Origin of the sequence: Mesorhizobium sp. M0991 (assembly GCF_040318915.1) — a bacterium.
GTDB lineage: Bacteria > Pseudomonadota > Alphaproteobacteria > Rhizobiales > Rhizobiaceae > Mesorhizobium.
In genome coordinates this window covers 216735-243216 of sequence record NZ_JAMYNE010000007.1, presented here as the reverse complement: position 1 = coordinate 243216, position 26482 = coordinate 216735, and the positions used below count along the sequence as shown (strand labels likewise).

General features: G+C 63.1%; 22 protein-coding genes. 10 read left to right on the top strand and 12 right to left on the bottom strand.

From position 1 onward, the window contains the following. Positions 1 to 125: 125 nt before the first annotated feature. Genes NKH70_RS13835 through NKH70_RS13825 form a run of 3 tightly spaced genes read left to right on the top strand, consistent with a single transcriptional unit; the run spans position 126 to position 2969 of the window. Complete coding sequence (locus NKH70_RS13835) at positions 126 to 1049, top strand: carbohydrate ABC transporter permease (RefSeq protein WP_352720925.1); 924 nt, start codon at positions 126 to 128, stop codon at positions 1047 to 1049. Next, entirely contained in the window at positions 1049 to 1897 is an 849-nt protein-coding gene (locus tag NKH70_RS13830) for a carbohydrate ABC transporter permease (protein ID WP_352720926.1), read from the top strand. Before NKH70_RS13835 ends, NKH70_RS13830 begins: the two co-directional genes overlap by 1 nt. A 4-nt stretch (positions 1898 to 1901) precedes the next feature. Further along, complete coding sequence (locus NKH70_RS13825; RefSeq protein WP_352914176.1) at positions 1902 to 2969, top strand: ABC transporter ATP-binding protein; 1068 nt, start codon at positions 1902 to 1904, stop codon at positions 2967 to 2969. 68 nt (positions 2970 to 3037) lie between these two features. On the opposite strand, the gene rpmG is transcribed toward NKH70_RS13825, so the two are convergent. From rpmG to NKH70_RS13780, 9 genes are all read right to left on the bottom strand, one after another. Beyond that, a complete protein-coding gene (gene rpmG, locus NKH70_RS13820) occupies positions 3038 to 3205 on the bottom strand; it encodes a 50S ribosomal protein L33 (protein WP_006201775.1) in 168 nt (55 codons plus the stop codon). 330 nt (positions 3206 to 3535) lie between these two features. Continuing rightward, complete coding sequence (locus tag NKH70_RS13815) at positions 3536 to 3904, bottom strand: YybH family protein (RefSeq protein WP_352720930.1); 369 nt, start codon at positions 3902 to 3904, stop codon at positions 3536 to 3538. Positions 3905 to 3955: 51 nt separating this feature from the next. After that, positions 3956 to 4417 (bottom strand): YqfO family protein, encoded by a 462-nt coding sequence (locus tag NKH70_RS13810; RefSeq protein ID WP_352720932.1) that lies wholly within the window; start codon positions 4415 to 4417, stop codon positions 3956 to 3958. A 110-nt stretch (positions 4418 to 4527) separates the two neighbouring features. Further along, positions 4528 to 5703 (bottom strand): MFS transporter, encoded by a 1176-nt coding sequence (locus NKH70_RS13805; RefSeq protein WP_352667885.1) that lies wholly within the window; start codon positions 5701 to 5703, stop codon positions 4528 to 4530. 16 nt (positions 5704 to 5719) lie between these two features. Beyond that, positions 5720 to 6454 (bottom strand): NUDIX hydrolase, encoded by a 735-nt coding sequence (locus tag NKH70_RS13800; protein ID WP_353025448.1) that lies wholly within the window; start codon positions 6452 to 6454, stop codon positions 5720 to 5722. A gap of 73 nt (positions 6455 to 6527) precedes the next feature. After that, a complete protein-coding gene (locus NKH70_RS13795) occupies positions 6528 to 6980 on the bottom strand; it encodes a DUF983 domain-containing protein (protein WP_352667881.1) in 453 nt (150 codons plus the stop codon). After that, positions 6980 to 9286, bottom strand: coding sequence for a ribonuclease R (gene rnr, locus NKH70_RS13790; protein ID WP_502908355.1), 2307 nt, complete (start codon positions 9284 to 9286; stop codon positions 6980 to 6982). The genes NKH70_RS13795 and rnr overlap by 1 nt, the downstream gene beginning before the upstream one ends. Positions 9287 to 9292: 6 nt before the next feature. Continuing rightward, positions 9293 to 11908 carry a type I DNA topoisomerase gene (topA, locus tag NKH70_RS13785; RefSeq protein WP_352914181.1) on the bottom strand — a complete coding sequence of 872 codons (2616 nt, stop codon included), beginning with the start codon at positions 11906 to 11908 and terminating at the stop codon, positions 9293 to 9295. 448 nt (positions 11909 to 12356) lie between these two features. Further along, complete coding sequence (locus NKH70_RS13780; RefSeq protein ID WP_353025447.1) at positions 12357 to 12734, bottom strand: COG4315 family predicted lipoprotein; 378 nt, start codon at positions 12732 to 12734, stop codon at positions 12357 to 12359. 222 nt (positions 12735 to 12956) lie between these two features. Between NKH70_RS13780 and NKH70_RS13775 the strand changes: the two genes are divergently transcribed. Next, positions 12957 to 13703, top strand: a complete 747-nt coding sequence (locus NKH70_RS13775; protein WP_352720938.1) for a cytochrome c biogenesis CcdA family protein — start codon at positions 12957 to 12959, stop codon at positions 13701 to 13703. A gap of 66 nt (positions 13704 to 13769) precedes the next feature. On the opposite strand, the gene NKH70_RS13770 is transcribed toward NKH70_RS13775, so the two are convergent. Further along, positions 13770 to 14663, bottom strand: a complete 894-nt coding sequence (locus NKH70_RS13770) for an SDR family oxidoreductase (protein ID WP_352720941.1) — start codon at positions 14661 to 14663, stop codon at positions 13770 to 13772. A 129-nt stretch (positions 14664 to 14792) separates the two neighbouring features. Here NKH70_RS13770 and NKH70_RS13765 point away from each other — a divergent pair, with 129 nt between their 5' ends. After that, on the top strand, positions 14793 to 15740 hold the full coding sequence (locus NKH70_RS13765) for an AraC family transcriptional regulator (RefSeq protein WP_352914186.1): 948 nt from the start codon (positions 14793 to 14795) through the stop codon (positions 15738 to 15740). Between the two features lie 130 nt (positions 15741 to 15870). Beyond that, a complete protein-coding gene (glmU, locus tag NKH70_RS13760) occupies positions 15871 to 17232 on the top strand; it encodes a bifunctional UDP-N-acetylglucosamine diphosphorylase/glucosamine-1-phosphate N-acetyltransferase GlmU (protein ID WP_352720944.1) in 1362 nt (453 codons plus the stop codon). Position 17233: 1 nt separating this feature from the next. Here glmU and NKH70_RS13755 read toward each other — a convergent pair whose 3' ends face one another. Continuing rightward, the gene (locus tag NKH70_RS13755; RefSeq protein ID WP_352720998.1) at positions 17234 to 17587 is read right to left on the bottom strand and encodes an ADP-ribosylation/crystallin J1; all 354 of its coding nucleotides are present in this window, start codon (positions 17585 to 17587) and stop codon (positions 17234 to 17236) included. A gap of 227 nt (positions 17588 to 17814) precedes the next feature. On the opposite strand from NKH70_RS13755, the gene glmS reads away from it, so the two are divergent. Both glmS and NKH70_RS13745 read left to right on the top strand, forming a co-directional pair. Beyond that, positions 17815 to 19638, top strand: a complete 1824-nt coding sequence (gene glmS / locus NKH70_RS13750) for a glutamine--fructose-6-phosphate transaminase (isomerizing) (RefSeq protein WP_352720947.1) — start codon at positions 17815 to 17817, stop codon at positions 19636 to 19638. A gap of 80 nt (positions 19639 to 19718) precedes the next feature. Continuing rightward, entirely contained in the window at positions 19719 to 20471 is a 753-nt protein-coding gene (locus tag NKH70_RS13745; RefSeq protein WP_352720949.1) for a DUF502 domain-containing protein, read from the top strand. Here the strand turns inward: NKH70_RS13745 and recG are convergent. After that, a complete protein-coding gene (recG, locus tag NKH70_RS13740; protein WP_353025443.1) occupies positions 20423 to 22531 on the bottom strand; it encodes an ATP-dependent DNA helicase RecG in 2109 nt (702 codons plus the stop codon). The genes NKH70_RS13745 and recG overlap by 49 nt on opposite strands. 91 nt (positions 22532 to 22622) lie before the next feature. Here recG and NKH70_RS13735 point away from each other — a divergent pair, with 91 nt between their 5' ends. Both NKH70_RS13735 and mfd read left to right on the top strand, forming a co-directional pair. After that, positions 22623 to 22910: an FAD assembly factor SdhE gene (locus NKH70_RS13735; protein ID WP_352720953.1), complete on the top strand. Its 288-nt coding sequence runs from the start codon at positions 22623 to 22625 to the stop codon at positions 22908 to 22910. 13 nt (positions 22911 to 22923) lie between these two features. Beyond that, on the top strand, positions 22924 to 26424 hold the full coding sequence (mfd, locus tag NKH70_RS13730) for a transcription-repair coupling factor (RefSeq protein WP_352977148.1): 3501 nt from the start codon (positions 22924 to 22926) through the stop codon (positions 26422 to 26424). The last annotated feature ends 58 nt before the right edge of the window (positions 26425 to 26482 follow it).

Here is a 26482-nt window from a genome sequence, read left to right as displayed (position 1 = left end):
TGAGGGGCGGCGCCAACCCGACTTGGCTCGCGCTGCCTCTCATCTGCCTGCCGGCATCTTCTCCCCGTAAACGGGGAAGGCGCTGTCGCCAGCCCATGCTTGTTCCAGGAGACGATCCAGCACCAATGACCTACGCCGTGTCCGAAATACGATCCGCCGGCAGGCCGCGAAAGAAGCGGCTATCCCATGCTGCGATCGAGCCCTGGCTCTATCTCAGCCCGGCGATCGTGCTGCTGGTCGTCGTGCTCTTGGTGCCACTGGTTATCGGTATCGGTTACTCGTTCCGCAAATTCTCCGCTTTCAAATCCGAATATGTCGGGCTTGGGCAGTATCAGGCGATGCTGTCGGATCCCGTGCTCGGGCAGGCGCTCGTCAACACGCTGTGGTGGACGGCAGCCAGCCTGTTCTTCCAATTCTTCCTGGGACTTGGCCTGGCGCTGCTGCTCGACACACCGTTCCGGGGCAGAAAGATCGTACAGGCCGTGGTCTTCCTGCCCTGGGCGGTGCCGTCCTTCCTCTCCGGCCTGACCTGGGCCTGGCTGTTCAATCCGATCATCGGGCCGCTGCCGCATTGGCTCTACGCATTGGGGCTGAAAGCCGAGCCTACCAACGTGCTCTCCGATCCGTCGACCGCCATGTGGGGGCCGATCGTCGCCAATGTCTGGTTCGGCATTCCCTTTTTTGCCATCACGCTTTTGGCGGCGCTGAAGTCGATCCCGTCGGAATTGCATGAGGCGGCGGCGATCGACGGCGCCTCGCCGTGGCAGCGCTTCACCAAGGTGACGCTGCCGTTCCTGGCGCCGACCATCGTCATTACCGTCATGCTGCGCACGATATGGATCGCCACCTTCGCCGACCTGATCTTCGTCATGACCGAAGGCGGGCCTGCCGGTTCGACGGCCACGGTGCCGGTCTATATCTATGTCAGCGCGTTCAAGTCGCTGGACAAGGGCTATGCCTCGGCTGTGGCGGTGCTGCTGCTCGTGCTGCTCATCGTCTATGCGGTTGCGCTGATCGGCATCCGCCGTTCGCTGGTAAGGCACGTCTGATGATTGCCGGACGTTCCGCTTCCTCGCGCGTTGTCGGCGGCATCGGCCTTTACGGCGCCATCGGTGCCTACATGGCCTTCGCGCTGTTCCCGATCTTCTGGACATTGAAGATCTCGGTCACGCCGGAGCGGCTGCTCTATTCCGAAGGCATCACTTTCTGGCCGTCGCAAACGACGCTGCAGAACTTCATCACCGTGCTCGAAGCCACCGATTTTCCGCGCTACTTCCTGAACAGCGTTATCGTTTCGGTGTCGACGGCAGCCTTCGTAACGGTCATTGCCACGCTTGCCGGCTACGCCATGTCGCGATTTTCCTTCCGCGGCAAGGCGACCTTGGCCATCCTGCTTTTGCTCACCCAGACTTTTCCGCTGGTGATGGTCATTCCGCCGATCTACCGCATCATGGGACAGATCGGCCTCATCAACAGCCTGACCGGCCTCGTCGTCATCTACACCGCCTTCAATACGGCCTTTGCGACCTTCCTGATGCAATCTTTCTTCGACGGCATCCCGCGAGACCTGGAAGAGGCGGCGATGATCGACGGCTGCACGCGCCTGCAGGCGATGCGCAAGGTGATCGTGCCGCTGACGCTGCCCGGCATGGGCGCGACGCTCGGTTTCGTCTTTACCGCCGCGTGGAGCGAGTTGCTGTTTGCGCTGATGCTGATTTCCAGCGACGACCAGAAGACTTTCGCGGTCGGCTTGCTCACCTATATCGGCAAATTCGCGGTCGACTGGGGACAGATGATGGCGGCTTCCATCCTGGCGCTGATCCCGGTCTGCGTCTTCTTTGCCTTCCTGCAACGCTACCTCGTCACCGGCCTTACCGCCGGTGCCGTCAAGGGATAGATCGATGGCCTCCGTCACACTCGACAAAGTCCGCAAAGACTATGGAGCCGTGCGCGTCCTGCACGCGGTCGATCTCGAAATCGCCGACGGTGAGTTCGTCGTTCTGGTCGGCCCGTCCGGCTGTGGGAAATCGACCCTGCTACGCATGATCGCCGGGCTGGAGGAAGTCTCCGACGGGGAGATCCATATTGGCGAGCGCCTAGTCAACGACATCGCGCCAAAGGACCGCGACATTGCCATGGTATTCCAGTCCTACGCGCTCTATCCGCACATGGACGTGTCGAAAAACATGGGTTTCAGCCTGATGCTGAGGAAGGCCGGCAAGCCGGCGATCGATGCAAGGGTGGACAGTGCTGCCAAGCGGCTCGGGCTCGATGCGCTTCTGCAGCGCCTGCCGCGGCAATTGTCCGGCGGCCAGCGTCAGCGCGTCGCCATGGGACGGGCCATCGTGCGCGACCCGAAGGTCTTTCTCTTCGACGAGCCGCTTTCGAACCTCGACGCCAAGCTGCGCGTCCACATGCGCGCCGAGATCAAGGCGCTGCACCAGCAACTGAAGACCACTTCGGTCTATGTCACCCACGACCAGACCGAAGCAATGACAATGGCCGACCGCATCGTCGTCATGCATGACGGCCTCGTCCAGCAGGTCGGTGCGCCGCTCGATCTGTACGACCGGCCGGTCAACATGTTCGTCGCCGGGTTCATCGGCTCGCCCGGCATGAATTTTCTGCCTGCCGTGGTTGAAAAGGGCGCCAAGCCGGATGCCATCCTGGCCGACGGCCAGAAGCTGAGGCTGCCGGACGGCCTGCCGCTCAGGGATGGCGATGCGATCACCGTCGGCTTGCGGCCCGAGCATATCCGGCTCGCCAACAATGGCCCGCTGAAAGGCGAGGTGGGTGTCGTGGAGCCGCTCGGCCTGTCGACCCAGTTCTATGCCAGGCTTGCCGGCCAGCAGGTCTGCGTGTTTGCCATGGGCCGGGCCAGCGTGAAGCCGGGTGAGGCCGTGCGCCTGTCGGCTGATCCGGCATCGCTGCATCTGTTCGATCCGGCTAGCGGCGGTCGCATCGGCTAGTCCTGTATTCCCGAAACGAAAAACGCCGCCCGGAGGGCGGCGATTCGGTACTGCGAGAGAAAACCCGATTACTTGATCTTGGTTTCCTTGAATTCGACGTGCTTCTTGGCGACCGGATCGTATTTGCGGAACGACAGCTTGTCCGTCTTGGTGCGGCTGTTCTTGCTGGTCACGTAGAAGAAACCGGTGTCGGCGGTCGACAGAAGCTTGATCTTGATGTTTGCGGCTTTGGCCATGATGTTCGTCCGTTAATGTTCGTGGAGTTTTGGCCGCTGGAGCACGGGGAAACACCCGGACGCGGGAAACTTGCCGCGACACATAAAGAACGCGCCCGGAAAGTCAACCCTTGTCCAGGTTCTGTGTCGTAAGCAGATGAGTTGTCCGGATTAGGTAGCACATGAGTTGTCCGGGTTTATTGCCAGCCGATGGAGGCTGGGGATGAAGCGGACAATTGATGTGCTACCAAAACCCGACAACTTGATTGGCTGCCGACGGCCGCGGGAGGCTCCTGTGTGCCTCCGGCCGTCCTAAGCAGGCTCCGGGTGGCGTCTCAGTTTGAATGCTGGCTATGAGTATCGAGCGATGGACGGCTGATCGATCACCCAAAGCCAGTTCCCGTCACTTTGCCGGCGAGCGATTTCCGCAGTCACGGTGCCATCGGCAAGGCGCGTGGACGTAAGCGCCAAATCCCCGTTGATGATAGTCGGACGCTGATCTCCGAGATCAAACTTTCGTCCCGCTGCCACCAACTTGGCGTAAAATCGGCTGATGGCGTCTCTGCCGCAGGCCAACTGTCCGTTGCCGGTATCGAGGACGGCACCGGGTTCGTAAAGAGCAGCCATTCCTTCCGCGTCTCCCGCTTGCTCGCGAGAAACCAATAGCCGCGCCAGGTCCTGGGGATCGCTTGCCGGTTTGCGGTTTGCTTCATCATTCATTGGCAGGCTTCCTGACAGCCAAATTCAAACCGAGATACGACCAGATTCCGGTCACTCCGCCGCGACGGTTTCCGGCCGCATCGCCTTCTTCCAATCTCCCGTCGTGTTCCACCAGCGGTTCGGGTTGGTGCGATCGTCGAGACCCTTGGAGCGGCTGGCAAGCAGTGGCTGAATGCGGATCACCGGTTCCTGATAGCTGTGAACCTGGTAAATCGCTTCGACGACGCGAGCGGCGAGCTTCTGGTCGTCAGGCAGTTCGAACGACACCTCGACAGTGCCCGGCCGCATGCGTAATTCCGTTTCGGCGCCGGCGGCGGCACCTTCAAGTGGCCGGTAGCGTTCGATGCCGTCCGCCGACTGAAAGGCATTGCTGTCATATTTGCCCATTCTGAGCGGTGCGATCGCGACGACCGCCTCCATAATGCGGTCGACATCGGCTGCCGGTGCCTGAAAGGTCACCAGCAGCAGCAATTCCATCCGCAGCGATTTCGTTTCAAAGCCACTGTCGATCATCCGAGGTCTCCCTGCTTATGCACTTTGAGGGAGCATATACTCGAGCCCTCCTGACATGGTTGTGTCAGTAGTTGGTCAGCAGTGGGAGTGATGTCGGCAGCGGGGCCTGCTCAGAGGATTTTGCGGAGCAGCCTGGTGCCGACCAGCACGATATAGCAGGCGAAGAACAGGCCGAGCGCCCAACCGAAGCCCGACGGCCCGAAAGCGTCCATGCCGATGCCGATTGCCTGCGGGCCAAGCACCATTCCGACACCGTAGCAAAGCACGAAGGCGGCATTGGCGGAGGCCAATTCGTGGCCGGAAAGCTGCGAGCCGAGATGCGCCAGACCGATTGTGTACATGGCAGCGACCACACCGCCCCAGACGAACAGAAGCGCTGCCATCAAATGCCAGTTCTGCGCGAAGAACGGCATGAAGACCGTGCCTGCAAGCCCGACAGTGGCACAGGCCATCAGCAGATAGCGGCGGTCGCTGACGCGGTCGCTGATCATGCCGATGGGGATTTGCAACAGCACGTTGCCGAGGCCGATCATGGTGAGCAACAGGGCTGCGTCCGCTTCGGAGTAGCCGATGCGGTTGCCGTAGACCGGGAACAGGGCAAAGCCGCCGGTCTCGACCGCGCCGAACACCAGCACGGCGGCGGTCGCCGTCGGCACCAGCCAGATGTAACGCAGGAAATTGCTGGTTTCGCCGTCGGAGACGATCGTCGGGCTTTCGTTGCGCGCCGCCAGAACCGGTATGGCAGCCAGCGTTACCAGCGCGATGGTGACGCCGAAGGGGAGAAAACCACTGCTGCCGAGATGAGCGAACAGCCATGGCCCGGCGGCAAAGCCGAGTGACAGCACTGTGGCATAGATGCCGAGGACGAGGCCGCGTCGGTGCGGCGGCGCCGAGGTGCTGATCCAGAATTCCGACAGGATGAACAGCACCGTCAGCGCGATATGCAGCAGCACGCGCAACGGAAACCACATCCAGAAGGCTGGTGCGAAATGGAAACCGACAAAGGCCAGCGCCCCGGCCGCAATCATGGCAAGCATCGTCCAGGCGACCCCGAACCGCATGGCGAGCGGGGTGGCGAGCGGCGCGCCGGCGATCGAGGCGAGGCCGGCGACCGCGGTGTTGAGACCGATCATCGACGCGGAGTGGCCACGCGTTTCCAGGATCACGCTGAGCAGTGGCATGCCGAGGCCGATGGCAATGCCGACGACGCTGATCGACGAGATCGCCGCGACCATCGGCAGCCAGTGTACGCGTTCCTCGACCTCTCGCTGGGTATCCACTGTCATGAAATGCCTGGCTGCTCTAGAGAATTTCGCGGACGAAGCGATTGCGGACAAGCCGGTAGAACGGCACGGGACCGCCGGGGCTCAGCAGCGGATCCCGGGCGAGCCGCGTTTCCAGCTCCTCCAGGACCGTGCGCGTGATGTCTGGAATATCGGCTTGCCTGGCCTTGGCCAGCGGCAGCCAAACGACGTCCTCCAACTCGTCGGTCGGACCGCCATCCGGCAGCTCCACGGCGACGTCGTCGCGCCACGCGGCGAGAAAGCGCGTATCGAAGCGGCGCACCCGGTTGGGCGGTGTGATGGCGCGTGCGACGAAGCGCAGCGCTTGCAGTGATGGGATGACGCCGTGTTCGACAAAGCCCTGCCAGTCGCGCCTGGCGGTCGCGAAGGTGCCTTTTTGGCCGATCAGCAAGCCGGCCTCCTCATAGGTTTCGCGGATTGCCGACAAGGCAATGGCGCGGGCGCGGGCCGGGCTGGTGCGACCGATGCCAGCGGTCAATCTCGCTTCTTCCTCGGGATGAAGTGCAGTGGCTATCGAGATGCGGCTGTCGGCCGGATCGGTGCGGCCGCCCGGAAACACGAATTTTCCCGGCATGAAGGCATGACGGGCGTGGCGCCGGCCCATCAGCACCAGGAACTCATCGCCCTTGCGGTCGAGCAGGATCAGCGTCGCGGCGTCGCGCGGGCGTATAGGCTTGGCCTCGAGCGCGACCCGCTCAACCTTGTCGACTTCCGCCTTGGTCACAACGTCCATGCGCTCGACCTAGCGGAATCTTCTCCGATGCGAAAGTGGCGTTCAGCCATGCCGATTTGCGCCAGCCTCGGTTTCAAGCCTCGGGATGCGACTCGATCAGATCTTCTTCACCGCCAAAGCCGTGCATATAAAACGCCCATTGCAGGCCGATGACAGCGCCCTTGACCGGCTGCAGCAGGACGACGGCGAGAATGATGGTCAATGGCACCCAGATGGCGATGTGCTGCCAGGTCGACAGCGTCGAGGTCGCCTCGACACCCATGAAGGCGCCGAGCACGATGTGGCCGACAATGACCACCACAAGATAGGCCGGCAGGTCGTCGGCGCGATGGTGGTGGAGCTCCTCGCCGCAACGATCGCATTTGTCGACGGTTTTGACGAAGGCGCGAAACAGCTTGCCCTCGCCGCAATGCGGGCAGCGGCCGAGCATGCCGCGCTTCATTGCCGTCCATAGCGGCCGGGCCGTCCGGCCCGAGTGATGTTCGCCGCCGAAAACCCGTTCTTCCACCTGCAGTTCTGTTGGCATTACCGTCTCCTGCCGCGCGAGCCTGGACGCGATTGCGACGCTCGGGCGCGGCCTTTGGCCTTGTGGAACGACCGTTTGGAGCCGGGCAGCGGCTTTGGCTCGGTCAGCATCTCGAAACGCATCGCGCCGGCCATCGGCGCCACCTCGATCAGGCGAACCTCGACGCGATCAGCAAGCTGATAGCCCTTGCCGGTGCGTTCTCCGAAAAGCGATCGAGCAGTTTCGTCGTATATATAGTAGTCGCCGCCCAGGGTTGAAACCGGAATGAAGCCATCCGCGCCATACTGCGGCAATTGGACAAACAGGCCCGATTTGGTGACGCCCGAGATGCGGGCGTCGAAACGGTCGTCGATGCGCTCGGCGAGATAGGCGGCGATCAGCCGGTCGACCGTGTCGCGCTCGGCGGCCATCGCGCGCCGCTCGGTCGCCGAAATCAGCGCCGAGACCTCTTCCAGCCGTTCCGCCTCGTCCTTCGTCAGGCCGCCCGGACCAAGGCCGAGTGCGGCAATCAGCCCACGATGCACGATCAGGTCGGCATAGCGGCGGATCGGCGAGGTGAAATGCGCGTAGCGCTTAAGATTGAGGCCGAAATGGCCGATATTGGCGGGCGAATATTCGGCCTGGCTCTGCGAGCGCAGCACCACTTCGTTGACCAGCCCCTCATTGTCGGCGCCGCGCACGCGAGCGAGGATGCCGTTGAACTGGTTCGGCCGCATCTGTGCACCGCGCGCCAGCGACAGGCCGAGCGTCTGCAGGAATTCACGCAGCGATTCCTGCTTGGCGAGCGAAGGCGCATCGTGGATGCGGTAAACCAGCGCCTGCCGCTTCGCCTCCAGCGTCTCGGCGGCGGCGACATTGGCCTGGATCATGAACTCTTCGATCAGTTTGTGCGCGTCGAGCCGCTCCGGCACGACGACCTTGTCGACGGTGCCGTCCTGCTTGAGAAGGATCTTGCGCTCGGGCAGATCGAGTTCGAGCGGCTGGCGCGTGTCGCGGCCGCGCTTCAGGATCGCGTAGGCGTCCCATAGCGGCTTCAGCACCGCATCGAGGATCGGGCCAGTCGTGTCGTCCGGTGCGCCGTCGATCGCCGCTTGCGCCTGCTGATAGGCGAGTTTCGCCGCCGACTTCATCATGATGCGATGGAATGAGTGTCTGAGTTTGTGACCATCGGCCGAGAAAGTCATACGCACCGCAATTGCCGGACGATCCTGGCCCTCGCGCAGCGAACAGAGGTCGTTCGAGATGCGTTCCGGCAGCATTGGTACGACTCGGTCGGGGAAATAGACCGAATTGCCGCGCTTCAGCGCTTCGCGATCAAGCGCCGTGCCATAGCGCACGTATGCAGCGACATCGGCAATGGCGACGGTGACAACCACGCCGCCGGCGTTCTTCTCGTCGGTGTCGGGCATAGCGAACACCGCGTCGTCATGATCCTTGGCATCGGCCGGATCGATGGTGAGCAGCGGCAGCTCGCGCCAATCCTCGCGGCCGGCAAGCGTCGCCGGCTTGACCGCCTCCGCCTCGGCGATGACGTCCGCGGGAAAAATATGGGGAATGTCATGTGCGTGGATGGCGATCATCGAGACCGCCTTTTCGCTGGTCAGCGACCCCAACACCGCCAGAACCTTGGCTCTCGGCAGCCCGTAGCGGGAGGCCCGCGCCGGCTCGACCTCGACCAGGTCGCCATTCTTGGCGCCGTTCTGGAATTCCTTGTCGACGACCAGCTCCGGCTGGCGCCTTTCCACCGGCTCGATGCGGAGCGTGCCGTCCTTCAGCACACGGAAAACGCCGAGAACCGCATCGGTGCGCTTCTCGAATATCTTCATTACCCGGCCGGTATAGGCCGGGCCTGCCGGATCGTCGGTCGGAAAGGTCTTGGCCAGCACGCTGTCGCCGATGCCCGGCGTCGGGCCATTGCCGCCGCGCGACACGCGGATCGCTATGACCGGAGGTTCGCCATTGCCCACGGCTTCGGTCGGGTGCGCCAGCAGCACACCATCGGCGTCACGGCCGAAGATGTCGAGCACCGCGACGTGGGGCAGGGTGCCGACGCGGGCAAGCCGCTTGCGCTCCTTGGTCAGCAGGCCTTCATCCTGCAGGTCGCGCAAGACGTCCTTCAGCCAGATACGGTCTTCGCCGCGCAGCGCAAACGCCTTGGCGATGTCGCGTTTTCCGGCGCGGTCCGGATTTTCGGCGATGTAACGCAGTATCTCGTCGCGTGAAGGCCGGTAATTGTCCCTGACCTTGGCACGGGTATCGGCGGTGCGCAGATCGCCGTGGCTTCTTCCGGAGACTTTGCGCGCCAACCCGTCCTATCCCTTTTTCCTGGCCGCCGGTTTTTTGGCCGCAGCCGGTTTCTTCGCAGGCGCGGCCGCTTTGCGGAAGGGCTTCCTGGCGCCATTGCCGCCCTTGGCTTCCTTTTCCGCAATGAGCGCCACCGCATCCTCGATCGTCACCGATTGCGGATCCTTGCCCTTCGGCAGCGTCGCATTAACCTTGCCGAAATTCACATAAGGCCCGTATTTGCCGTCGCGCACGACGATCTTGCCGCCGCCTGCAGGATGTTCGCCAAGTTCCTTGAGCGCAGCGGCTGTGCCGCCATTGCGGCCGCCTTTGCCCTTCAATTGCTTTTCGGCGATCACCGAGACGGCGCGATTGAGGCCGATCGAGAACACGTCCTCGATGCTGTCGAGATTGGCGTAGGTGCCGTCATGCAGCACGAACGGCCCGTAGCGCCCCAGCCCGGCCGAAATCATCTTGCCCGATTCCGGATGCTTGCCGACGTCGCGCGGCAGCGACAACAGGGCGAGCGCCTTTTCGTGATCGATCGAATCGACAGTCCAGCCCTTGGGCAGGCTGGAGCGCTTGGCATCCTTGCCGTCGCCGCGTTGGATATAGGGGCCGAACCGGCCATTGCGCAGCGTGATCTCCTCGGCGGTATAGGGGTCCTTGCCGAGCACTTTGGTGCCGTCTTCGCCATTGCCGTTCTCGCCATTGGGATTGGCGGCGTCGCCGAGCTGGCGGGTGAAGGAGCATTCGGGATAGTTCGAACAGCCGACGAAGGCGCCGAACTTGCCGAGCTTCAGCGACAGGTTGCCGGTGCCGCATTTCGGACAGATGCGCGGGTTCGAACCGTCTTCCCGCGCGGGAAACACCAGCGGCGCCAGTTCCTCGTTCAACGCATCGAGAACGTCAGTGACGCGCAACTCCTTGATGTCGGCGACGGCGCCGGAAAAATCCTTCCAGAAATCGCGCAGCACGTCCTTCCAGGCGAGCTTGCCGTCGGAAATCTCGTCGAGCTTTTCCTCCAGCGAAGCGGTGAAGTCGTACTCGACATAACGCTCGAAGAAGCTTTCGAGGAATGCCGACAATAGCCGGCCCTTGGCCTGCGGCACCAGCTTGCGCTTGTCGATGGTGACATAGTCACGATCCTCGAGGGTCTTCAGGATCGCCGTATAGGTCGACGGCCGGCCGATGCCCAACTCTTCCAGCTTCTTGATCAGCGAAGCTTCCGAATAACGCGGCGGCGGTTCGGTGGTGTGCTGGGTGGCGTTGATCGCCTCGCGGGTGAGCTGCTCGCCGGCACGGATCTCGGGCAGGCGGCGGCTTTCCTCGTCTTCCGAATCTTCTTCCTTCTGCTCGATGTAAGCGGCAAGGAAGCCATCGAAACGAACAACCGAGCCGACAGCACGAAGCTCGGCGGTACGCGAACCGTTGATGGCCTCGATCTCAACCGTGGTGCGCTCGATCTCGGCCGGCTGCATTTGGCTGGCGATGGCGCGTTTCCAGATCATCTCGTAAAGCCGCGCCTGGTCGGCGTCGAGATACTGCCTGACGGAAGCCGGCGTGCGCATGAAATCAGTCGGACGGATCGCTTCGTGCGCTTCCTGGGCATTCTTGGCCTTGGCGGAATAGACGCGCGGCTTTTCAGGCAGGTATTTGGCACCGAATTCCTTGGCAATCGCATCGCGTGCGGCAGAGATCGCCTCCGGTGCCATCTGCACGCCATCGGTTCGCATATAGGTGATCAGGCCGGTGGTCTCGCCGCCGATCTCCATGCCCTCATAGAGCCGCTGCGCCACCTGCATGGTGCGGTTGGCCGAAAAGCCGAGACCCGATGAGGCTGCCTGCTGCAGCGTCGAGGTGGTGAAGGGCGGGCCGGGATTGCGCCTGGTCGGCTTGGCTTCGACCGACACTGCCTTGAAGCTGGCGCCTTCGAGCATCGCCTTGATGTCGTCGGCCTGCGCCTTGTTGGAAATGTCGAGCTTTTGCAGCTTCTTGCGCTCGAAGGCGGTCAGCCGCGCCTCGAAATTTTCCTTGCGCGGCGTACCGAGAATGGCGGCGACCTGCCAGTATTCCTCGCGGATGAAGCGCTCGATCTCGGATTCGCGGTCGCAGACCAGACGTAGCGCCACCGACTGGACGCGGCCGGCGGAGCGGGCGCCGGGCAGCTTGCGCCACAGCACGGGCGACAGCGTGAAGCCGACCAGATAGTCGAGCGCGCGGCGGGCGAGATAGGCATCGACCAGCGGCGCATCGATCTGGCGCGGATTGGCCATCGCCTCCAGCACCGACGCCTTGGTGATGGCGTTGAAGACGACGCGGCTGACCGGCTTGTCCTTCAGCGCGCGCTTTTGCTTCAGCACTTCCAAGACATGCCAGGAGATCGCTTCGCCCTCGCGGTCCGGATCGGTGGCGAGGATCAGCCCGTCGGCGTCCTTGACCGCCTTGGCGATATCGGCGAGACGCTTTCCAGACGCGGTGTCGACGGCCCAGGACATGGCAAAGTCCTCGTCCGGACGCACCGAGCCATCCTTGGCCGGCAGATCGCGGACATGGCCAAACGAGGCCAGAACCTTGTAGTTCTTGCCGAGGTACTTGTTGATTGTCTTCGCCTTGGCCGGCGATTCGACGACGACGACGTCCATACGGTCTCATATCAGTTGTGATGCGGCAGAAGAATTCCGCTGCGCGCGACGAAATCTCGTTCAATGTGTCGCTCACATGGCCGCGCTTTTGCATCCGGTCAAGGCCAAGCAGTCAAAATACGGCCCTGTACCGAATGCGCAACCCAACGGCGCGCCATGCGATTTTCCGCAATCCTGGACAAGGGAAATGGCCAGCCTATCGCTGAACAAACCCGGCAATTGATCCTGGAGAACGGGACAAACTCTCCCGCGGATATAAGAGAAACATCGAGCACGCGCCAGCCCTGCTTGAACAGATGCTGTGAAGCGCGCAATCGGTAGCCCGGCATTTTGCTCGGACAGTCGCAAGGAACTGGCGTGCTGAAAAGCTGGCCGCCGGGGCGGTTGGGTCAAGTTCCCGGCGACCAGCCGTGTTACCGCCTGTTACAGCGGATCAGAAGCTCAAGGCTTAGTCGGCCTTGGCGATATGCCAGACGCCGCCGACACCCTCGCCGGCGAGGTCGCGGGCCTTCTTGTCCTTGCTGAACGTGTAGAGCGGCTTGCCTTCGTAGGCCCACATCCTGGTGCCGTCGGTGCGGTCGACGATCGTCCATTCGCCCTCGGCCTTGGCGTTGGCGTCAGCCTTCAGCGGCGGCCAATTGGCGGCGCATTTGTCGTAGCAGTTCGACTTGCCGGCCTCGTCCTTGTCGTAGGTGTAGAGCGTCATGCCGCTGGCATCGGTGTAGATCTTGGTGCCGCCGACCTCCGCTTCCTTCCACGCCTCGGCGGCGAAGGATGCGGCAGTGCCGAGCAAAAGCGCGGCCATGCCAATTGCGATCGTTTTCATGGACTTCTCCCTGGATCGTTCGAAAAGCGCGCGGAACCGCGGCTTCGTTGTGATCAACGCTGCCTGGCGGCCCTTTCTTCCCGGGCTGCTTTCCCGTCGATCAGGCGAGGGCGACGACTTGCCACGCGATAGTAACGGGGACCACGTGATGGGCCACGCGATGGTGATTGGCGGACGGCCGTTGTCGCGGCTATATGGCTGCGCAGTCATCTGGAGACGGAAATGGCATTGGACGTCGGCTATGTCAGTGCGATCGGGGCGGGAGCAATTTCGTTCCTGTCACCCTGCGTGCTGCCGCTGGTGCCGCCTTACCTGTGCTATATGGCCGGCGTGTCGGTCGACGATTTCCGCGGCGAGGCCGGCATTGCGGCAAAGGCCGGTGCGCGAGGCGCGCTGGTTAATTCCTCCATCGCCTTCGTGCTCGGCTTCTCGACCGTCTTCGTCGCGCTCGGCGCCGGCGCCTCGACCATCGGCCATCTGCTGCGGGTCTGGCAGGAGCCGCTGGCAATGGCGGCCGGCGTGCTGATCATCCTGATGGGGCTGAATTTCCTCGGCGTGCTGCGCATCCCTTTGCTTTCACGCGAGGCGCGCTTCCAGTCACAAGGCAAGCCGGCCAGCCTGATCGCCGCTTACGTCATGGGCTTGGCCTTCGCCTTTGGCTGGACGCCCTGTATCGGCCCGGTGCTGGGGCCAATCCTGACGCTTGCCGGCGGCCGCGAGACGGTGGGCGAGGGCGCGCTGCTGCTTGCCGCCTATTCGCTCGGCCTCGGCATACCGTTCCTGATCGCTGCGCTGTTTTCCGGCGCCTTCATGCGCTTTCTCGGAAAATTCCGCGTCCATCTCGGCCGCGTCGAAAAAGCCATCGGCGCGCTGTTGGTGGTCGCCGGCGTGTTTTTCCTGACCGGCGGCGTGCAGACGGTGTCATACTGGCTGCTCGAGAATTTTCCGGTGCTGGGGCAATTGGGCTAGGTTCGCCGCCCGGCCGAAGCGCGAGGCCGTAGCTGCGGCGCAAGGCACCGCAGCTACGTGGTCCGTTCAACCTTCGAAATAGCCCGGCTGGTCGATATCGGCGATGAGCCCGGGTCCGCTCGGCGCCCACCCCAGCAGCGCGCGAGTCCGTTCGCTCGAGGTCGGGACATCCATCGCCGCGAACATCGCGAACCAGCCAAAATGATCGGCGGCTTCTTCCCCGGACTTGGCGACGACCGGCACGTTCAGGCGCCTGCCGATCACGCCGGCGATGTCCTTGAACGGCACGCCTTGTTCGGCGATCGCGTGATATCGCCCGCCACCGGCTCCATGCTCGAGCGCAAGCCGGTAAACGCGAGCGGCATCGAACCGATGCACGGCGGGCCAGCGATTGAGCCCTTCGCCGGCATAAGCCGACACGCCCTTCCTGCGAGCAAGGTCGATGAGAATAGGAACAAAGGCGTGGTCGCCCTGGCCATGGACCGACGGCGGAAGGCGGACAACCGACGCGCGCACCCCGCGTGCCGGCAGCGCGGCGGCTGTCGCTTCGGAGGCGCGGGGATATGAGGCGGAAGCGGGAACAGGCGCATCTTCCTCGGTCGCTGTACGGCCGCGCGCCTGGAGCGCGGTTCCGGAGGTGACGAGCAGGGGCCGCTCGGAGCCTTCGAGTGCACCGCCCAAGGCCTCGATGGCGCGCCGGTCCATCTCGCAGTTTTGCGCGAATTTCGAGAAGTCGTGGTTGAAGCCGGTATGGATCACGCCGTCGGCTGCTGCTGCGCCGCTGCTGAGGCTTTCGAGGTCTTCGAGGTCACCTCGATGCACCTCGGCTCCGGCGGCGGCAAGCGACTTGGCCGACGCCTCCGAGCGGGCGAGGCCGAGCACCTGATGGCCGGCGCCGATGAGTTCTTGAACGACGGCAGAACCGACGAATCCGGTCGCTCCGGTAACGAAAACACGCATCACGACTTCTCCTTGTTCATTTCTGACCACGACCATGCTCGCGGCCCAGTTGTGTCGTGATAGGCGCTTGAGAAAATACGATCTATGCGGTAAAGTCCGTATTGTCTTCGCAATCGTCCGGAATGACCTGTGGATCCCCTTTCAGATGTGCTCTCGCTGCTGAAGCCGCGAAACTATATGTCGGCCGGTTTCGATGCTGGTGGTGAATGGTCGATCCAGTTCCCCGACCAGCAGCAAAGCATCAAGACCGGAGCGGTGGTCTCCGGCCGTTGCTGGCTATCTGTGGAGGGCGTTGCTGACGCAGTGCGCCTTGAGACGGGAGACTGCTTCCTGCTGCCGAGTGGATGGCCTTTCCGCCTTGCAAGCGACATGAGCTTGACGCCTGTTGAAGCCGTCAAGATTTTTCCGCCTGCGCGAGCCGGCGGTGTCGTGACCCACAATGGCGGTGGTGATTTCTTTCTGGTCAGCAGCCGCTTCGCGCTTGGCGGCAATCATGCCGGCATCCTGTTGCGGATGCTGCCAGCCATTGTGCATATCCGCAAAGAGTCGGACCAGTCGGCGCTGCGCTGGTCGGTGGAGCGGATGATGCAAGAGCTGCGCGAGCCGCAGCCGGGCGGCTTTCTGGTGATCCAGCACCTCGCCCACATGATGCTGGTTCAGGCGTTGCGGCTGCATCTTTCAGAAGGATTGAAAGGTGGCATCGGCTGGCTCTTTGCCCTGGCGGACAAACAGATCGGCGCGGCGATCAGCGCCATGCATGACGATCCGGCACATGGCTGGACGTTACAGGAGCTGGCGGAACGGGCCGGCATGTCGCGATCGACCTTTGCGCTCAGATTCAAGGAGACGGTCGGCGCGTCGCCGATGGACTATTTGACGCGCTGGCGAATGCTGCTGGCCGGCGACCGGCTGACGAATTCCAGCGATCCCGTCGCCGTCATCGCGCTGTCGCTCGGCTACGAATCCGAAAGCGCGTTCAGCACAGCCTTCAAGCGGGTCATGAACTGTTCGCCGCGGCAATATAGCCGTGGCCGAACTCCCGTCTTCGCATCGCGTAACGAGCCGGAAGCCGCTTGAGCCGATCGGGCTTGGGCGTGTCGCGGGTAGGAGGTTCCACGCCTCACCGGAATTTAACCGCATTGGTGCAGCATGGCGCCGGTGCTACTAACGCTTCGATTCCAGACCCCTTTCAACGGTTGCTGTCCCCATGAGCCAGAGATCCTGCCTGTCCATCATCCTCGCCGCTGGCGAAGGCACGCGCATGAAGAGTGTAGTGCCGAAAGTGCTGCACACAATCGCCGGCCTGCCGATGGTTGCCCATGTCGTCAAGGCGGCCGAAGCCGCCGGCAGCGGCGATCTGGCGCTGGTGATCGGCCATGGCGCCGATGAGATGCGCAAGGCCGCACTCAAGTTTGCGCCGAAGGCCGAGGCTTTCGTTCAGGAAAAACGTCTCGGCACCGCGCACGCCGTGCTTGCCGCACGCGCAGCAATATCAAAGGGTTATGACGACATCTTAGTGATGTTTGGCGACACGCCGTTGATCGATCCGGAAGCGCTCGCGGCGGCGCGGCTGAAGCTGGCGGAAGGTGCGGCCGTCGTCGTGGTCGGCTTCCGTACGGAAAATCCTTCGGGCTACGGCCGGCTTATCGAAAAGGCCGGCAAGCTCGTCGCCATACGCGAGGAGAAGGACTGCTCGGACGAGGAGAAGAAAGTCACCTTCTGCAATGGCGGGCTGATGGCGGTCGCTGGCAGGCATGCGCTGATGCTGCTCGATCAAGTCGGCAGCAAGAACGCCAAGGGCGAGTATTATCTCACCGATATCGTCGAGATCGCGGCTGCGCAGGGACTTGATGTGGTCGCCACCGAAGCCAGTTTCGAGAACGCGCTCGGCATCAACAACCGTGCCGAGCTTGCTCAGGCGGAAGGTATCTGGCAGACGCGTCGACGCCATGAAGCGATGCTTTCCGGGGTGACGCTGATTGCGCCTGAAACCGTGTTCTTCTCGCACGATACCGAGATCGGTGCCGATACGATCGTCGAATCCAATGTCTGGTTCGGGCCGGGCGTGAAAATCGCCACGGGCGCCAAGATCCATGCCTTCAGCCATATCGAAGGCGCCACCATCGCGTCGAATTGCGATGTCGGGCCGTTCGCGCGGCTGCGGCCCGGGGCCGATCTGAGAAACAAAGCCAAGGTCGGCAATTTCTGCGAGGTAAAGCAGGCGATCGTCGAGGAGGGCGCCAAGGTCAATCACCTGACCTATATCGGCGATGCCCGCATCGGCGCGGGCGCCAATATCGGCGCCGGCACCATCACGTGCAATTATGACGGCTATTCGAAATTCTTCACCGATATCGGCGAGGGCGCCTTCATCGGCTCGAACTCCTCGCTGGTGGCGCCGGTGTCGATCGGCAAGGGCGGCTACATCGCTTCGGGCAGCGTCATCACCGAAAGCGTGCCCGACGATGCGCTGGCTTTCGGCCGCTCCCGCCAGCGGACGCTGCCCGGCAAGGGCAAGGAGTTGCGCGAGCGTTTTGCTTCGGCCGCGGCGGCCCGCAAAAAAGGCTAGCCTAACGGAACTCGGCGACAAGCTCAATTTGGCCGACGATTGCATCGTTGAAGGCGGACAGGTCTTCGGCCGGGATCCAGTATTCCAGATGCGCCCGGCTGCCGGCATGCTGGACGCTGTAGCGGTTCAGAAAGCTGCGACGCACCTCGAAACGCGTCACGAAACCTGATCCGCTCGCGGGCACGTTCCAGTCCCGGGCGATCTGGGTGGCATAGGCCTCGCTTGTAACCGGATAGAAGATCGGCTGATCGGCGAGTCGAGGCGGAAAGGCGCGCATCCCTGACTTCTGGATCAACTCCAGTTCGCGTGGCCCAACCGGACGCCAAAGCGTCACCGTCTCAATTCGTTCGTTCATAGCCGCATCGTGTCTTTGACTGATTTCAGGAGCCGTTGAGCCGAGATAGGATACATAAGCGGAGAAACTGAGCAATTGCAGTAACCTGATTGCAAGTGGGCCCTGTCATGGTGCATCTGTGCAGGATAGTCCGGCTGATACCGGACGAAATGGAATGTGATTTTTCGCGGCAGCCCGGCAGTCTCTAAATAGCGCCGGGTTTGAGGTCGGAATCGGGGGCAAGCGCCATGTGCGGTATCGTTGGAATTGTCGGTAACTCGCCGGTCGCGCCGCTTATCGTCGATGCGTTGAAAAGGCTCGAATATCGCGGCTATGACTCGGCCGGCGTCGCCACGATCGAGCACGGCAGGCTTGACCGCCGCCGCGCCGAGGGCAAGCTGGTCAATCTCGAGCGCCGGCTGAAGGACGAACCGCTCGACGGCATGATCGGCATCGGCCACACGCGCTGGGCCACGCATGGCGTTCCGAACGAGAGCAATGCGCATCCGCATTTTTCCGACGGCGTCGCCATCGTCCATAACGGCATCATCGAGAATTTCGCCGAATTGCGCGACGAGCTGATGCGCGACGGCTACAGCTTCGCCTCGCAGACCGATACCGAAGTCGTCGCGCATCTGGTGGCGCGCGAACTGGCCAAGGGGCTGAAGCCGGTTGAGGCGGCGCACCAGGCGCTGAAGCGGCTGGAAGGCGCCTTTGCGCTCGCCATCATGTTCAAGGGCGACGAGGATCTGATCGTCGGAGCCCGCAACGGCCCGCCGCTCGCCGTCGGTCATGGCGACGGCCAGATGTTCCTTGGCTCCGACGCCATTGCGCTTGCCCCTTTCACCAATTCGATCACCTATCTGGAAGACGGCGACTGGGCGGTGGTGCGCCGCAACGAGGTCGATATCTTCGATATGGGCGGCAACAAGGTCGACCGCAAACGCCAACAGTCGCTCAGCACGAGCTTCATGGTCGACAAAGGCAACCGCCGCCATTTCATGGAAAAGGAGATCCATGAACAGCCGGAAGTGATCTCGCACACGCTGGCGCATTATGTTGATTTCGTGGGCGGCGTCTCGAAGCCGCTCGACCTGCCGTTCGATTTCGCCAAGATCGACCGGCTGGCGATCTCGGCCTGCGGCACCGCCTATCTCGCCGGGCTGATCAGCAAATACTGGTTCGAGCGCTATGCGCGGCTGCCGGTCGACATCGATGTCGCCTCGGAGTTCCGTTACCGCGAGATGCCGCTGTCGAAGACTGATGCCGCTTTCTTCATCTCACAATCGGGCGAGACCGCCGACACGCTGGCGTCGCTACGCTACTGCCGCAAGGCCGGCATGAAGATCGGGGCGGTCGTCAATGTGCGCGAATCGACCATGGCGCGCGAATCCGACGTCATCCTGCCGACGTTGGCCGGCCCGGAGATCGGTGTCGCTTCGACCAAGGCGTTCACCTGCCAGCTTTCCGTGCTGGCCTCGCTGGCGGTGCGGGCGGGCGTGGCGCGCGGAACGATTTCGCATGAGCAGGAGAAAACGTTGATACGCGAGCTGTCGGAAGCGCCGCGTTATGCCAACCAGGTGCTGAAGCTCGACGGACAGATCGAAAAGATCGCGCGCGACCTCTCGCACTACAAAAACGTGCTCTATCTCGGTCGTGACACCAATTTTCCGCTGGCCATGGAAGGCGCGCTGAAGCTCAAGGAGATTTCCTATATCCATGCCGAGGGCTATGCCGCCGGCGAGCTGAAGCACGGGCCGATCGCTCTGATCGACGAGAACATGCCCGTAATCGTCATCGCCCCTCATGACCGCATCTTCGAAAAAACGGTGTCGAACATGCAGGAGGTGGCGGCGCGCGGCGGCAAGATCATCCTGATCACCGACGGCAAGGGCGCGGCACACGCTACGGTGAAGACGATGGAGACGATCGTTTTGCCGGACGTGCCGGAAATCATCTCGCCGATCATCTACGCGCTGCCGATCCAGATGCTCGCCTACTTCACCGCCGTGTTCATGGGCACGGACGTCGACCAGCCTCGCAACCTGGCGAAATCGGTAACGGTGGAATAGGTCTCGTTTAAAAACTTCGCCATTCCAAAGCGCCTTCGGGTTCAGTAGTGTCGCGCTGCAAACACACGCTGCGGTGAACCATGTCGGATGCTCTCAAGACCTCAGGCATGACCCGGCTGAGAAACTATTTCCTGACCGGCTTCGTCGTTTGCGCGCCGCTCGCGATTACCGCCTACATTGCCTGGTCGCTGATCGGCTGGGTCGATTCCTGGGTGAAACCCTACATTCCGGTACGCTACAATCCGGACACTTACCTGCCGTTTCCAGTGCCGGGTTTTGGGCTGATCGTTGCCCTGATCCTCATCACCTTCATCGGGTTTATGACCGCCAATATCGTTGGCCGCGCCATCGTCAATTTCGGCGAGCGCCTGCTTGGCCGCATGCCGCTGGTGCGCGGCATCTACCGTTCGCTGAAGCAGATTTTCGAGACCGTGCTGTCGAACAAGGGCGACATGTTCCGCCAGGTCGGGTTGGTCGAATATCCGCGCAAGGGGGTCTGGTCGCTGGTTTTCGTCGCCAGCGAGAAGGAAACCGAGATCAACCAGAAGCTCGACCGGGAAGGCGATCCGCTGATTGCCGTATTCATGCCATGTACGCCCAACCCGACGACGGGCTTTCTGATGTATGTGCCGAAATCCGACATTGTGCTGCTCGACATGACAATCGAGGACGGAGCCAAGCTGATCGTGTCGGCCGGCCTGGTGGCGCCGGCGGTCAAAATGGTGACCGTGAACGGCGAGCAGATCCACGGCGCGCTTGCCAATCCTCCGCTCGACGCGATGCCTCAGCCGGCACGCAGGAGCCGCACGGCCTCATCGCGGCCGAACAGATAGAGCAGCAGGCGCAGCGCCGCGCCGCGTTCGGACTGCAGTTCGGGATCGCGCGACAGGATCAGCCGCGCATCGTCGCGAGCGGCCTCGAGCAGGTCGGCATGCGCCTCGATGCGCGCCACCTGGAAGCCCGGCGTGCCGGACTGGCGGGTGCCGAGCAACTCGCCTTCGCCGCGCAGCTTCAGATCCTCTTCGGCGATGCGAAAGCCGTCCTCGGTCTCGCGCATCACCGACAAACGGCGTTTTGCCGTCTCGCCAAGCGGGTCCTTGTAGAGCAGCACGCAGGACGATGGCTTGTCGCCGCGCCCGACCCGGCCGCGCAATTGGTGCAACTGGGCAAGGCCAAAACGCTCGGCATGCTCGATGACCATGATTGTCGCGTCCGGCACATCGACGCCGACCTCGATCACTGTGGTGGCGATCAGGATGCGCGTCTCACCCTGCTTGAAGGCGCGCATCGCCTCGTCCTTATCGATGCCCTTCATGCGGCCATGCACCAGGCCGATCCGATCACCGAACAGCGGCTTCAGCGAGGCAAAACGGTCCTCGGCCGACATCAGCTTGATCTCCTCGGATTCTTCGACCAGCGGACAGATCCAGTAGATTTTCTGGCCATCGGCGACGGCGTTGAGCATGCGTCCGATCAGTTCGTCGAGCCGTTCAAGCGGCAAGGTGACGGTGCGGATCGGCTGGCGGCCCGCCGGCTTTTCCGTCAGCTTCGACACGTCCATGTCGCCAAATGCAGTCAGCACTAGCGTCCGGGGTATCGGCGTTGCCGTCATCACCAGCATGTCGGGCGCATCGCCCTTGGCGGTGATCGCAAGGCGCTGGTGGACGCCGAATCGGTGTTGCTCGTCGACGACGGCGAGCACGAGGTCATGGAACGTCACCGTTTCCTGGAACAGCGCATGGGTGCCGACGACGATGTCGATGTCGCCATTGGCCAGCCCGGTCAGCGTGTCGGCGCGCTCGCGGCCCTTTTCGCGGCCGGTGAGGATGGCGACGCGCAAGCCGGACCGTTCCGCCAACGGCGCAATCGTTGCGAGATGCTGGCGCGCCAGGATTTCGGTCGGCGCCATCAATGCCGCCTGGCCGCGGGCCTCGACGGCACGCGCCATGGCAAGCAGCGCGACTACCGTCTTGCCGGAGCCGACATCGCCCTGCAAAAGGCGCAGCATGCGTTCGGGGTCGCTGAGATCGGCGTTGATTTCGGCAAGCGCCATTTCCTGCGACATGGTCAGCGAATAGGGGAGTACCGCGCGCAGTTGTTCGACTATGCGGCCGTCGCCGACGAGTGGCCGGCCCGATAATCGGCGGACCTTGGCCCGCACCAGCGCCAGCGATACCTGGCCGGCCAAGAACTCGTCATAGGCAAGGCGCCGCCACGCTGCGCCGTCGACAGAGACGTCGATCGGGTCGGCAGGATTGTGGATGCGGTTGAGCGCATCGCTGAAAGCAGGAAAGGCATGGCGGCGCCGGAACTCACCGTCCTGCCATTCGGGCAGCACCGGCAGGCGGGCCAGCGCCTGGCCGATGGCCCGGCGCAGCACCTTGCCCGAGAGCCCGGCGGTCAGCGGATAGACCGGCTCGACCAGCGGCAGGTTTTCCGCGTCGCCGGCAAGTGCGATATGGTCGGGGTGAACCATGGTCGGGCGGCCGTTGAACCATTCCATGCGGCCTGAGACGACGACATGCTCGCCTACGGGCATTCCTTTTTCGAGATAGGCGGCATGGGCATGGAAGAAGGTCAGCGCGATCTCGCCGGTGTCGTCATGGGCGTAGACCCGGTACGGGACCGACCTGTTGCCGCGTGGCGGCGGCTGGTGGCGGTCGATGCGGACGTCGAGCGTAACGATGGCGCCTTCCGCCGAGCCGGCGATGCCAGGCCGGTTGCGGCGATCGATGACAGTATGCGGCAGCACGAACAAGAGGTCCCCGGCGCGCGCTGCCCGGTCGCCGAGATCCGCCGCCACGACTTTTTCGATCAGGGCGCCAACTTTTGGCCCGACCCCGGCAAGCGAGGTGATCGGGACAAACAGCGGATCGAGGAGGGAGGGACGCATGATGTCAGCTTATGTTGCGGCGACTGTAGCGCAAGGCTGACACCGCCTTCTATCCACGCTATATGCGCCGCCTGGGCAAGGATGTTGCAAGATGACGGGAACGAAACGATCAAGCGAGGGCCTCGATGCCCGCCGCCGCAAGCTTCTGTTTCGTTCGTGGCACCGCGGCATGCGCGAGATGGACCTTATCCTCGGCAGCTTCGCCGATGCCGAGATCGGCGCCTTGACCGGCGACGAAATCGACCAATATGAGAGGCTTCTCGACATTCCCGACACTGAATTCCTGCCCATCGTCACCGGCGAGTGCCCGGTTCCGGCGGATATCGCCTGTGCCGTCCTGCAAAAAATCCTGGCTTCGCGCCGGGCGATGACCTTCTGAACAACGTGTAGCCATGAGCCTTATTCCTACGATCGGTCTGCCGAAAGGCCGCGCCGGCCAGTTCATCGTCGATGGCGTCGCCGACGGCTACGAAGCCTTTGCGCTGGTGCAGGCTGCCCACGAAATCGCACCGGACAAGTCGGTGCTGTTCGTGGCACGCGACGGCCAGCGTCTGCCGGCGATCGTCGAGGCGCTTGCCTTTGCCGCGCCGGGCCTGCCGGTGCTGGAACTGCCGGCCTGGGATTGCCTGCCTTACGACCGCGTCTCGCCCGGCGCTGACGCCGCCGCAAGGCGGCTCGATGCGCTGGCAGCGATGATCGCGCTGGCGAAGAAGCCGCACCGCGCCGTCATTCTCACCACCGCGAATGCCTTGCTTCAGCGCATTCCGCCGGCGGAACTCGTCGAGGCGCAGACCTTTCACGCCAAGCCCGGTAACCAGATCGACATGAACATACTGGTGTCGCGGCTGGAGACTTCTGGCTTCGAGCGGGTGCCGACGGTGCGCGGCATCGGCGAATTTGCGGTGCGCGGCGGCATTCTCGATCTCTTCGCGCCGGGATGGGCGGAGGCGCTGCGCCTCGATTTCTTCGGCGATACGCTGGAATCGATCCGTGTCTTCGATACGGCAACACAGCGCACCACCGGCCAGCGCAAGTCGATGGCGCTACAGGCGATGAGCGAGGTGGCGCTGACGCCAGAGACAATCAGCCGCTTCCGTCGCGCCTACATCGACGCCTTTGGCGCGCCCTCGCGCGACGATGGGCTCTATGCGGCGGTCAGCGAGGGCAGGCGGTTTGCCGGCATGGAGCACTGGCTGCCGTTCTTCTATGAGCGGCTGGAAACCGTGTTCGATTACCTGCCTGATGCGCCCGTGGTTTTCGACCATCTGGCGCATGAGGCACTGGCCGAGCGCCATGCGCTGATCCTCGATCATTACGAGGCGCGCAAAAAGCAGGCCGACGGCGCCTTGAAGGATGCCGTGCCCTACAAGCCGGTGCCGCCGGATTTGCTTTATCTGTCGCCCGAGAACCTGATTGCCTCCCTTGGCCCGCGGGAAGCGATCGACTTCACCTCCTTCGACGCGCCCGATGCCGGCGCGAAAAAGGTGTTCCATGCCGGCTCGCGCCATGGTCGCAGCTTCGTCGAGGAGCGCGCCGACCCTAACGCCAACGTCTTCGACGTCGTCGTAAAACACATTTCCGACGAGCGCGCTGCAGGCCGCCGTGTCATCGTCGCCGGCTGGACTGAAGGTTCGCTCGACCGGCTCGGCCAGATCCTGGCCGAGCATCACCTTGGCAACCTGAAGCCGGTGGCGACGCTTGCCGAAGCCGAAAAGCTTGAGCCAGGGCAGGCGGGACTGGCCGTGCTGCCGCTCGAATCCGGCTTCGAGATGGAGAAACTGGTCGTCGTCGCCGAGCAGGACATTCTCGGCGACCGGCTGATCCGGCGCTCGAAGCGCAAGAAGCGCGCGTCTGACTTCATCGCCGAGGCTTCGGCATTGTCCTCAGGCGACATTATCGTCCATGCCGACCATGGCATTGGCCGCTTCATCGGGCTGCGCACCATCGAGGCGGTCGGTGCGCCGCACGATTGCCTCGAAATCCACTATGCCGGCGACGATCGGCTGTTCTTGCCGGTGGAAAACATCGAGCTGCTGTCGCGCTACGGCTCGGATTCGGCCGAGGCGACGCTCGACAAGCTTGGCGGCGGTGCCTGGCAATCGCGCAAGGCACGGCTGAAGAAACGCCTGCTCGACATGGCCGGGCAGCTGATCCGCATCGCCGCCGAGCGGCAGATGCGGGCCGCACCGGCGCTGATGCCGGCGGAAGGCGTCTATGGCGAGTTTGCAGCGCGTTTCCCCTATGAGGAAACCGACGACCAGCAAACGGCGATCGATTCGGTCATGGATGATCTGGGCGCTGGAAAGCCGATGGACCGGCTGATCTGCGGCGATGTCGGCTTCGGCAAGACCGAAGTCGCGCTTCGTGCCGCCTTCGTCGCGGCGATGGAAGGCTTTCAGGTCGCGGTGGTGGTGCCGACGACATTGTTGTCGCGCCAGCATTTCAAGACCTTCTCGCTGCGCTTCTCCGGCCTGCCGATCCGCGTCGCCCAGGCCTCGCGGCTGGTCGGCGCCAAGGAACTGGCCGAGACCAAGAAGGGCGTCGCCGAAGGCCAAGTCGACATCGTCATCGGCACGCACGCACTGCTCGGCTCCTCGATCTCGTTCAAGAATCTCGGCCTGCTGATCATCGACGAGGAGCAGCATTTCGGCGTCAAGCACAAGGAGCGGCTGAAGGATCTCAAGACCGACGTCCACGTTCTGACGCTGTCGGCGACGCCGATCCCGCGAACGCTGCAGCTTGCCTTGACCGGTGTGCGTGAGCTGTCGCTGATCGCCACGCCGCCGGTCGATCGCATGGCCGTGCGTACCTTCATCTCCCCCTTCGATCCGCTGGTCATCCGCGAGACGCTGCTGCGCGAGCGCTACCGTGGCGGCCATTCCTTCTATGTCGTACCGCGCATCAGCGATCTCGCGGAAATCCATGATTTCCTGCGCGAATCCGTGCCTGAGCTGAAAGTGGCCGTGGCCCACGGCCAGATGCCGCCCGGCGAACTCGACGACATCATGAACGCCTTCTATGACGGCCAGTACGATGTGCTTTTGTCGACCACAATCGTCGAATCCGGCCTCGATATACCGACCGCCAATACGCTGATCGTGCACCGCGCCGATATGTTCGGACTGTCGCAGCTCTATCAGCTGCGCGGCCGCGTCGGCCGTTCGAAGGTGCGCGCCTATGCTCTGTTCACGCTGCCGGCCAACCGCAAGCTCACCGATACAGCCGAGCGTCGACTGAAAGTGCTGCAGTCGCTCGATACGCTCGGTGCAGGTTTCCAACTGGCCAGCCACGACCTCGATATCCGCGGCGCCGGCAATCTGCTTGGCGAAGAGCAGTCGGGCCACATCAAGGAGGTCGGCTTCGAGCTCTACCAGCAGATGCTGGAGGAGGCCGTGGCCGAAGTGAAGGATTCCGGCGAGGTGCAGGACGGCGGCTGGTCGCCGCAGATCGCCGTCGGCACGGCGGTGATGATCCCGGAAAGCTATGTCCCGGATCTGCAGCTCAGGCTGGCACTCTATCGCCGTCTTGGCGATCTCGAAAATACGGAAGAGATCGATGCTTTCGGCGCCGAGCTGATCGACCGGTTCGGGCCGCTGCCGGAAGAGGTAAAGCATCTGTTGAAGATCGTCTTCATCAAGGCGCTTTGCCGCAAGGCCAACGTCGAGAAGCTCGACGCCGGGCCGAAAGGCGTCGTCATCCATTTCCGCAAGCGGGAATTCCCCAATCCGGTCGGGCTGGTCAAGCTCATCGGCGAACAGGGCTCGCTGGCCAAGATCCGGCCCGACCAGAGCGTCGTCTTCAGCCGTGACTGGGCGACGCCCGAAAAGCGGCTGGCGGGCTCAGCGGTTGTCATGACGCAGCTGGCGCGGCTGGTGGAGAAGGCGGCGGCGTAGCCGGGTGTCGCTGGTGCTCTGAACAACAACCGCGCCGGCACTTTCGCCGCCGGCCGTC

Excerpts from the sequence above, each read along its gene's own strand:
- NKH70_RS13830 (WP_352720926.1), top strand. The coding sequence starts at position 1,049 with ATGATTGCCGGACGTTCCGCTTCCTCGCGCGTTGTCGGCGGCATCGGC.
- rpmG (WP_006201775.1), bottom strand. The coding sequence starts at position 3,205 with ATGGCCAAAGCCGCAAACATCAAGATCAAGCTTCTGTCGACCGCCGAC.
- glmS (WP_352720947.1), top strand. The coding sequence starts at position 17,815 with ATGTGCGGTATCGTTGGAATTGTCGGTAACTCGCCGGTCGCGCCGCTT.
- NKH70_RS13800 (WP_353025448.1), bottom strand. The coding sequence starts at position 6,454 with ATGGACGTTGTGACCAAGGCGGAAGTCGACAAGGTTGAGCGGGTCGCG.
- NKH70_RS13780 (WP_353025447.1), bottom strand. The coding sequence starts at position 12,734 with ATGAAAACGATCGCAATTGGCATGGCCGCGCTTTTGCTCGGCACTGCC.
- recG (WP_353025443.1), bottom strand. The coding sequence starts at position 22,531 with ATGCGTCCCTCCCTCCTCGATCCGCTGTTTGTCCCGATCACCTCGCTT.
- NKH70_RS13805 (WP_352667885.1), bottom strand. The coding sequence starts at position 5,703 with ATGACAGTGGATACCCAGCGAGAGGTCGAGGAACGCGTACACTGGCTG.
- NKH70_RS13810 (WP_352720932.1), bottom strand. The coding sequence starts at position 4,417 with ATGATCGACAGTGGCTTTGAAACGAAATCGCTGCGGATGGAATTGCTG.
- NKH70_RS13755 (WP_352720998.1), bottom strand. The coding sequence starts at position 17,587 with ATGAACGAACGAATTGAGACGGTGACGCTTTGGCGTCCGGTTGGGCCA.
- NKH70_RS13795 (WP_352667881.1), bottom strand. The coding sequence starts at position 6,980 with ATGCCAACAGAACTGCAGGTGGAAGAACGGGTTTTCGGCGGCGAACAT.
- NKH70_RS13775 (WP_352720938.1), top strand. The coding sequence starts at position 12,957 with ATGGCATTGGACGTCGGCTATGTCAGTGCGATCGGGGCGGGAGCAATT.
- NKH70_RS13745 (WP_352720949.1), top strand. The coding sequence starts at position 19,719 with ATGTCGGATGCTCTCAAGACCTCAGGCATGACCCGGCTGAGAAACTAT.
- glmU (WP_352720944.1), top strand. The coding sequence starts at position 15,871 with ATGAGCCAGAGATCCTGCCTGTCCATCATCCTCGCCGCTGGCGAAGGC.
- topA (WP_352914181.1), bottom strand. The coding sequence starts at position 11,908 with ATGGACGTCGTCGTCGTCGAATCGCCGGCCAAGGCGAAGACAATCAAC.
- NKH70_RS13835 (WP_352720925.1), top strand. The coding sequence starts at position 126 with ATGACCTACGCCGTGTCCGAAATACGATCCGCCGGCAGGCCGCGAAAG.
- NKH70_RS13815 (WP_352720930.1), bottom strand. The coding sequence starts at position 3,904 with ATGAATGATGAAGCAAACCGCAAACCGGCAAGCGATCCCCAGGACCTG.
- NKH70_RS13735 (WP_352720953.1), top strand. The coding sequence starts at position 22,623 with ATGACGGGAACGAAACGATCAAGCGAGGGCCTCGATGCCCGCCGCCGC.
- mfd (WP_352977148.1), top strand. The coding sequence starts at position 22,924 with ATGAGCCTTATTCCTACGATCGGTCTGCCGAAAGGCCGCGCCGGCCAG.
- NKH70_RS13770 (WP_352720941.1), bottom strand. The coding sequence starts at position 14,663 with ATGCGTGTTTTCGTTACCGGAGCGACCGGATTCGTCGGTTCTGCCGTC.
- NKH70_RS13825 (WP_352914176.1), top strand. The coding sequence starts at position 1,902 with ATGGCCTCCGTCACACTCGACAAAGTCCGCAAAGACTATGGAGCCGTG.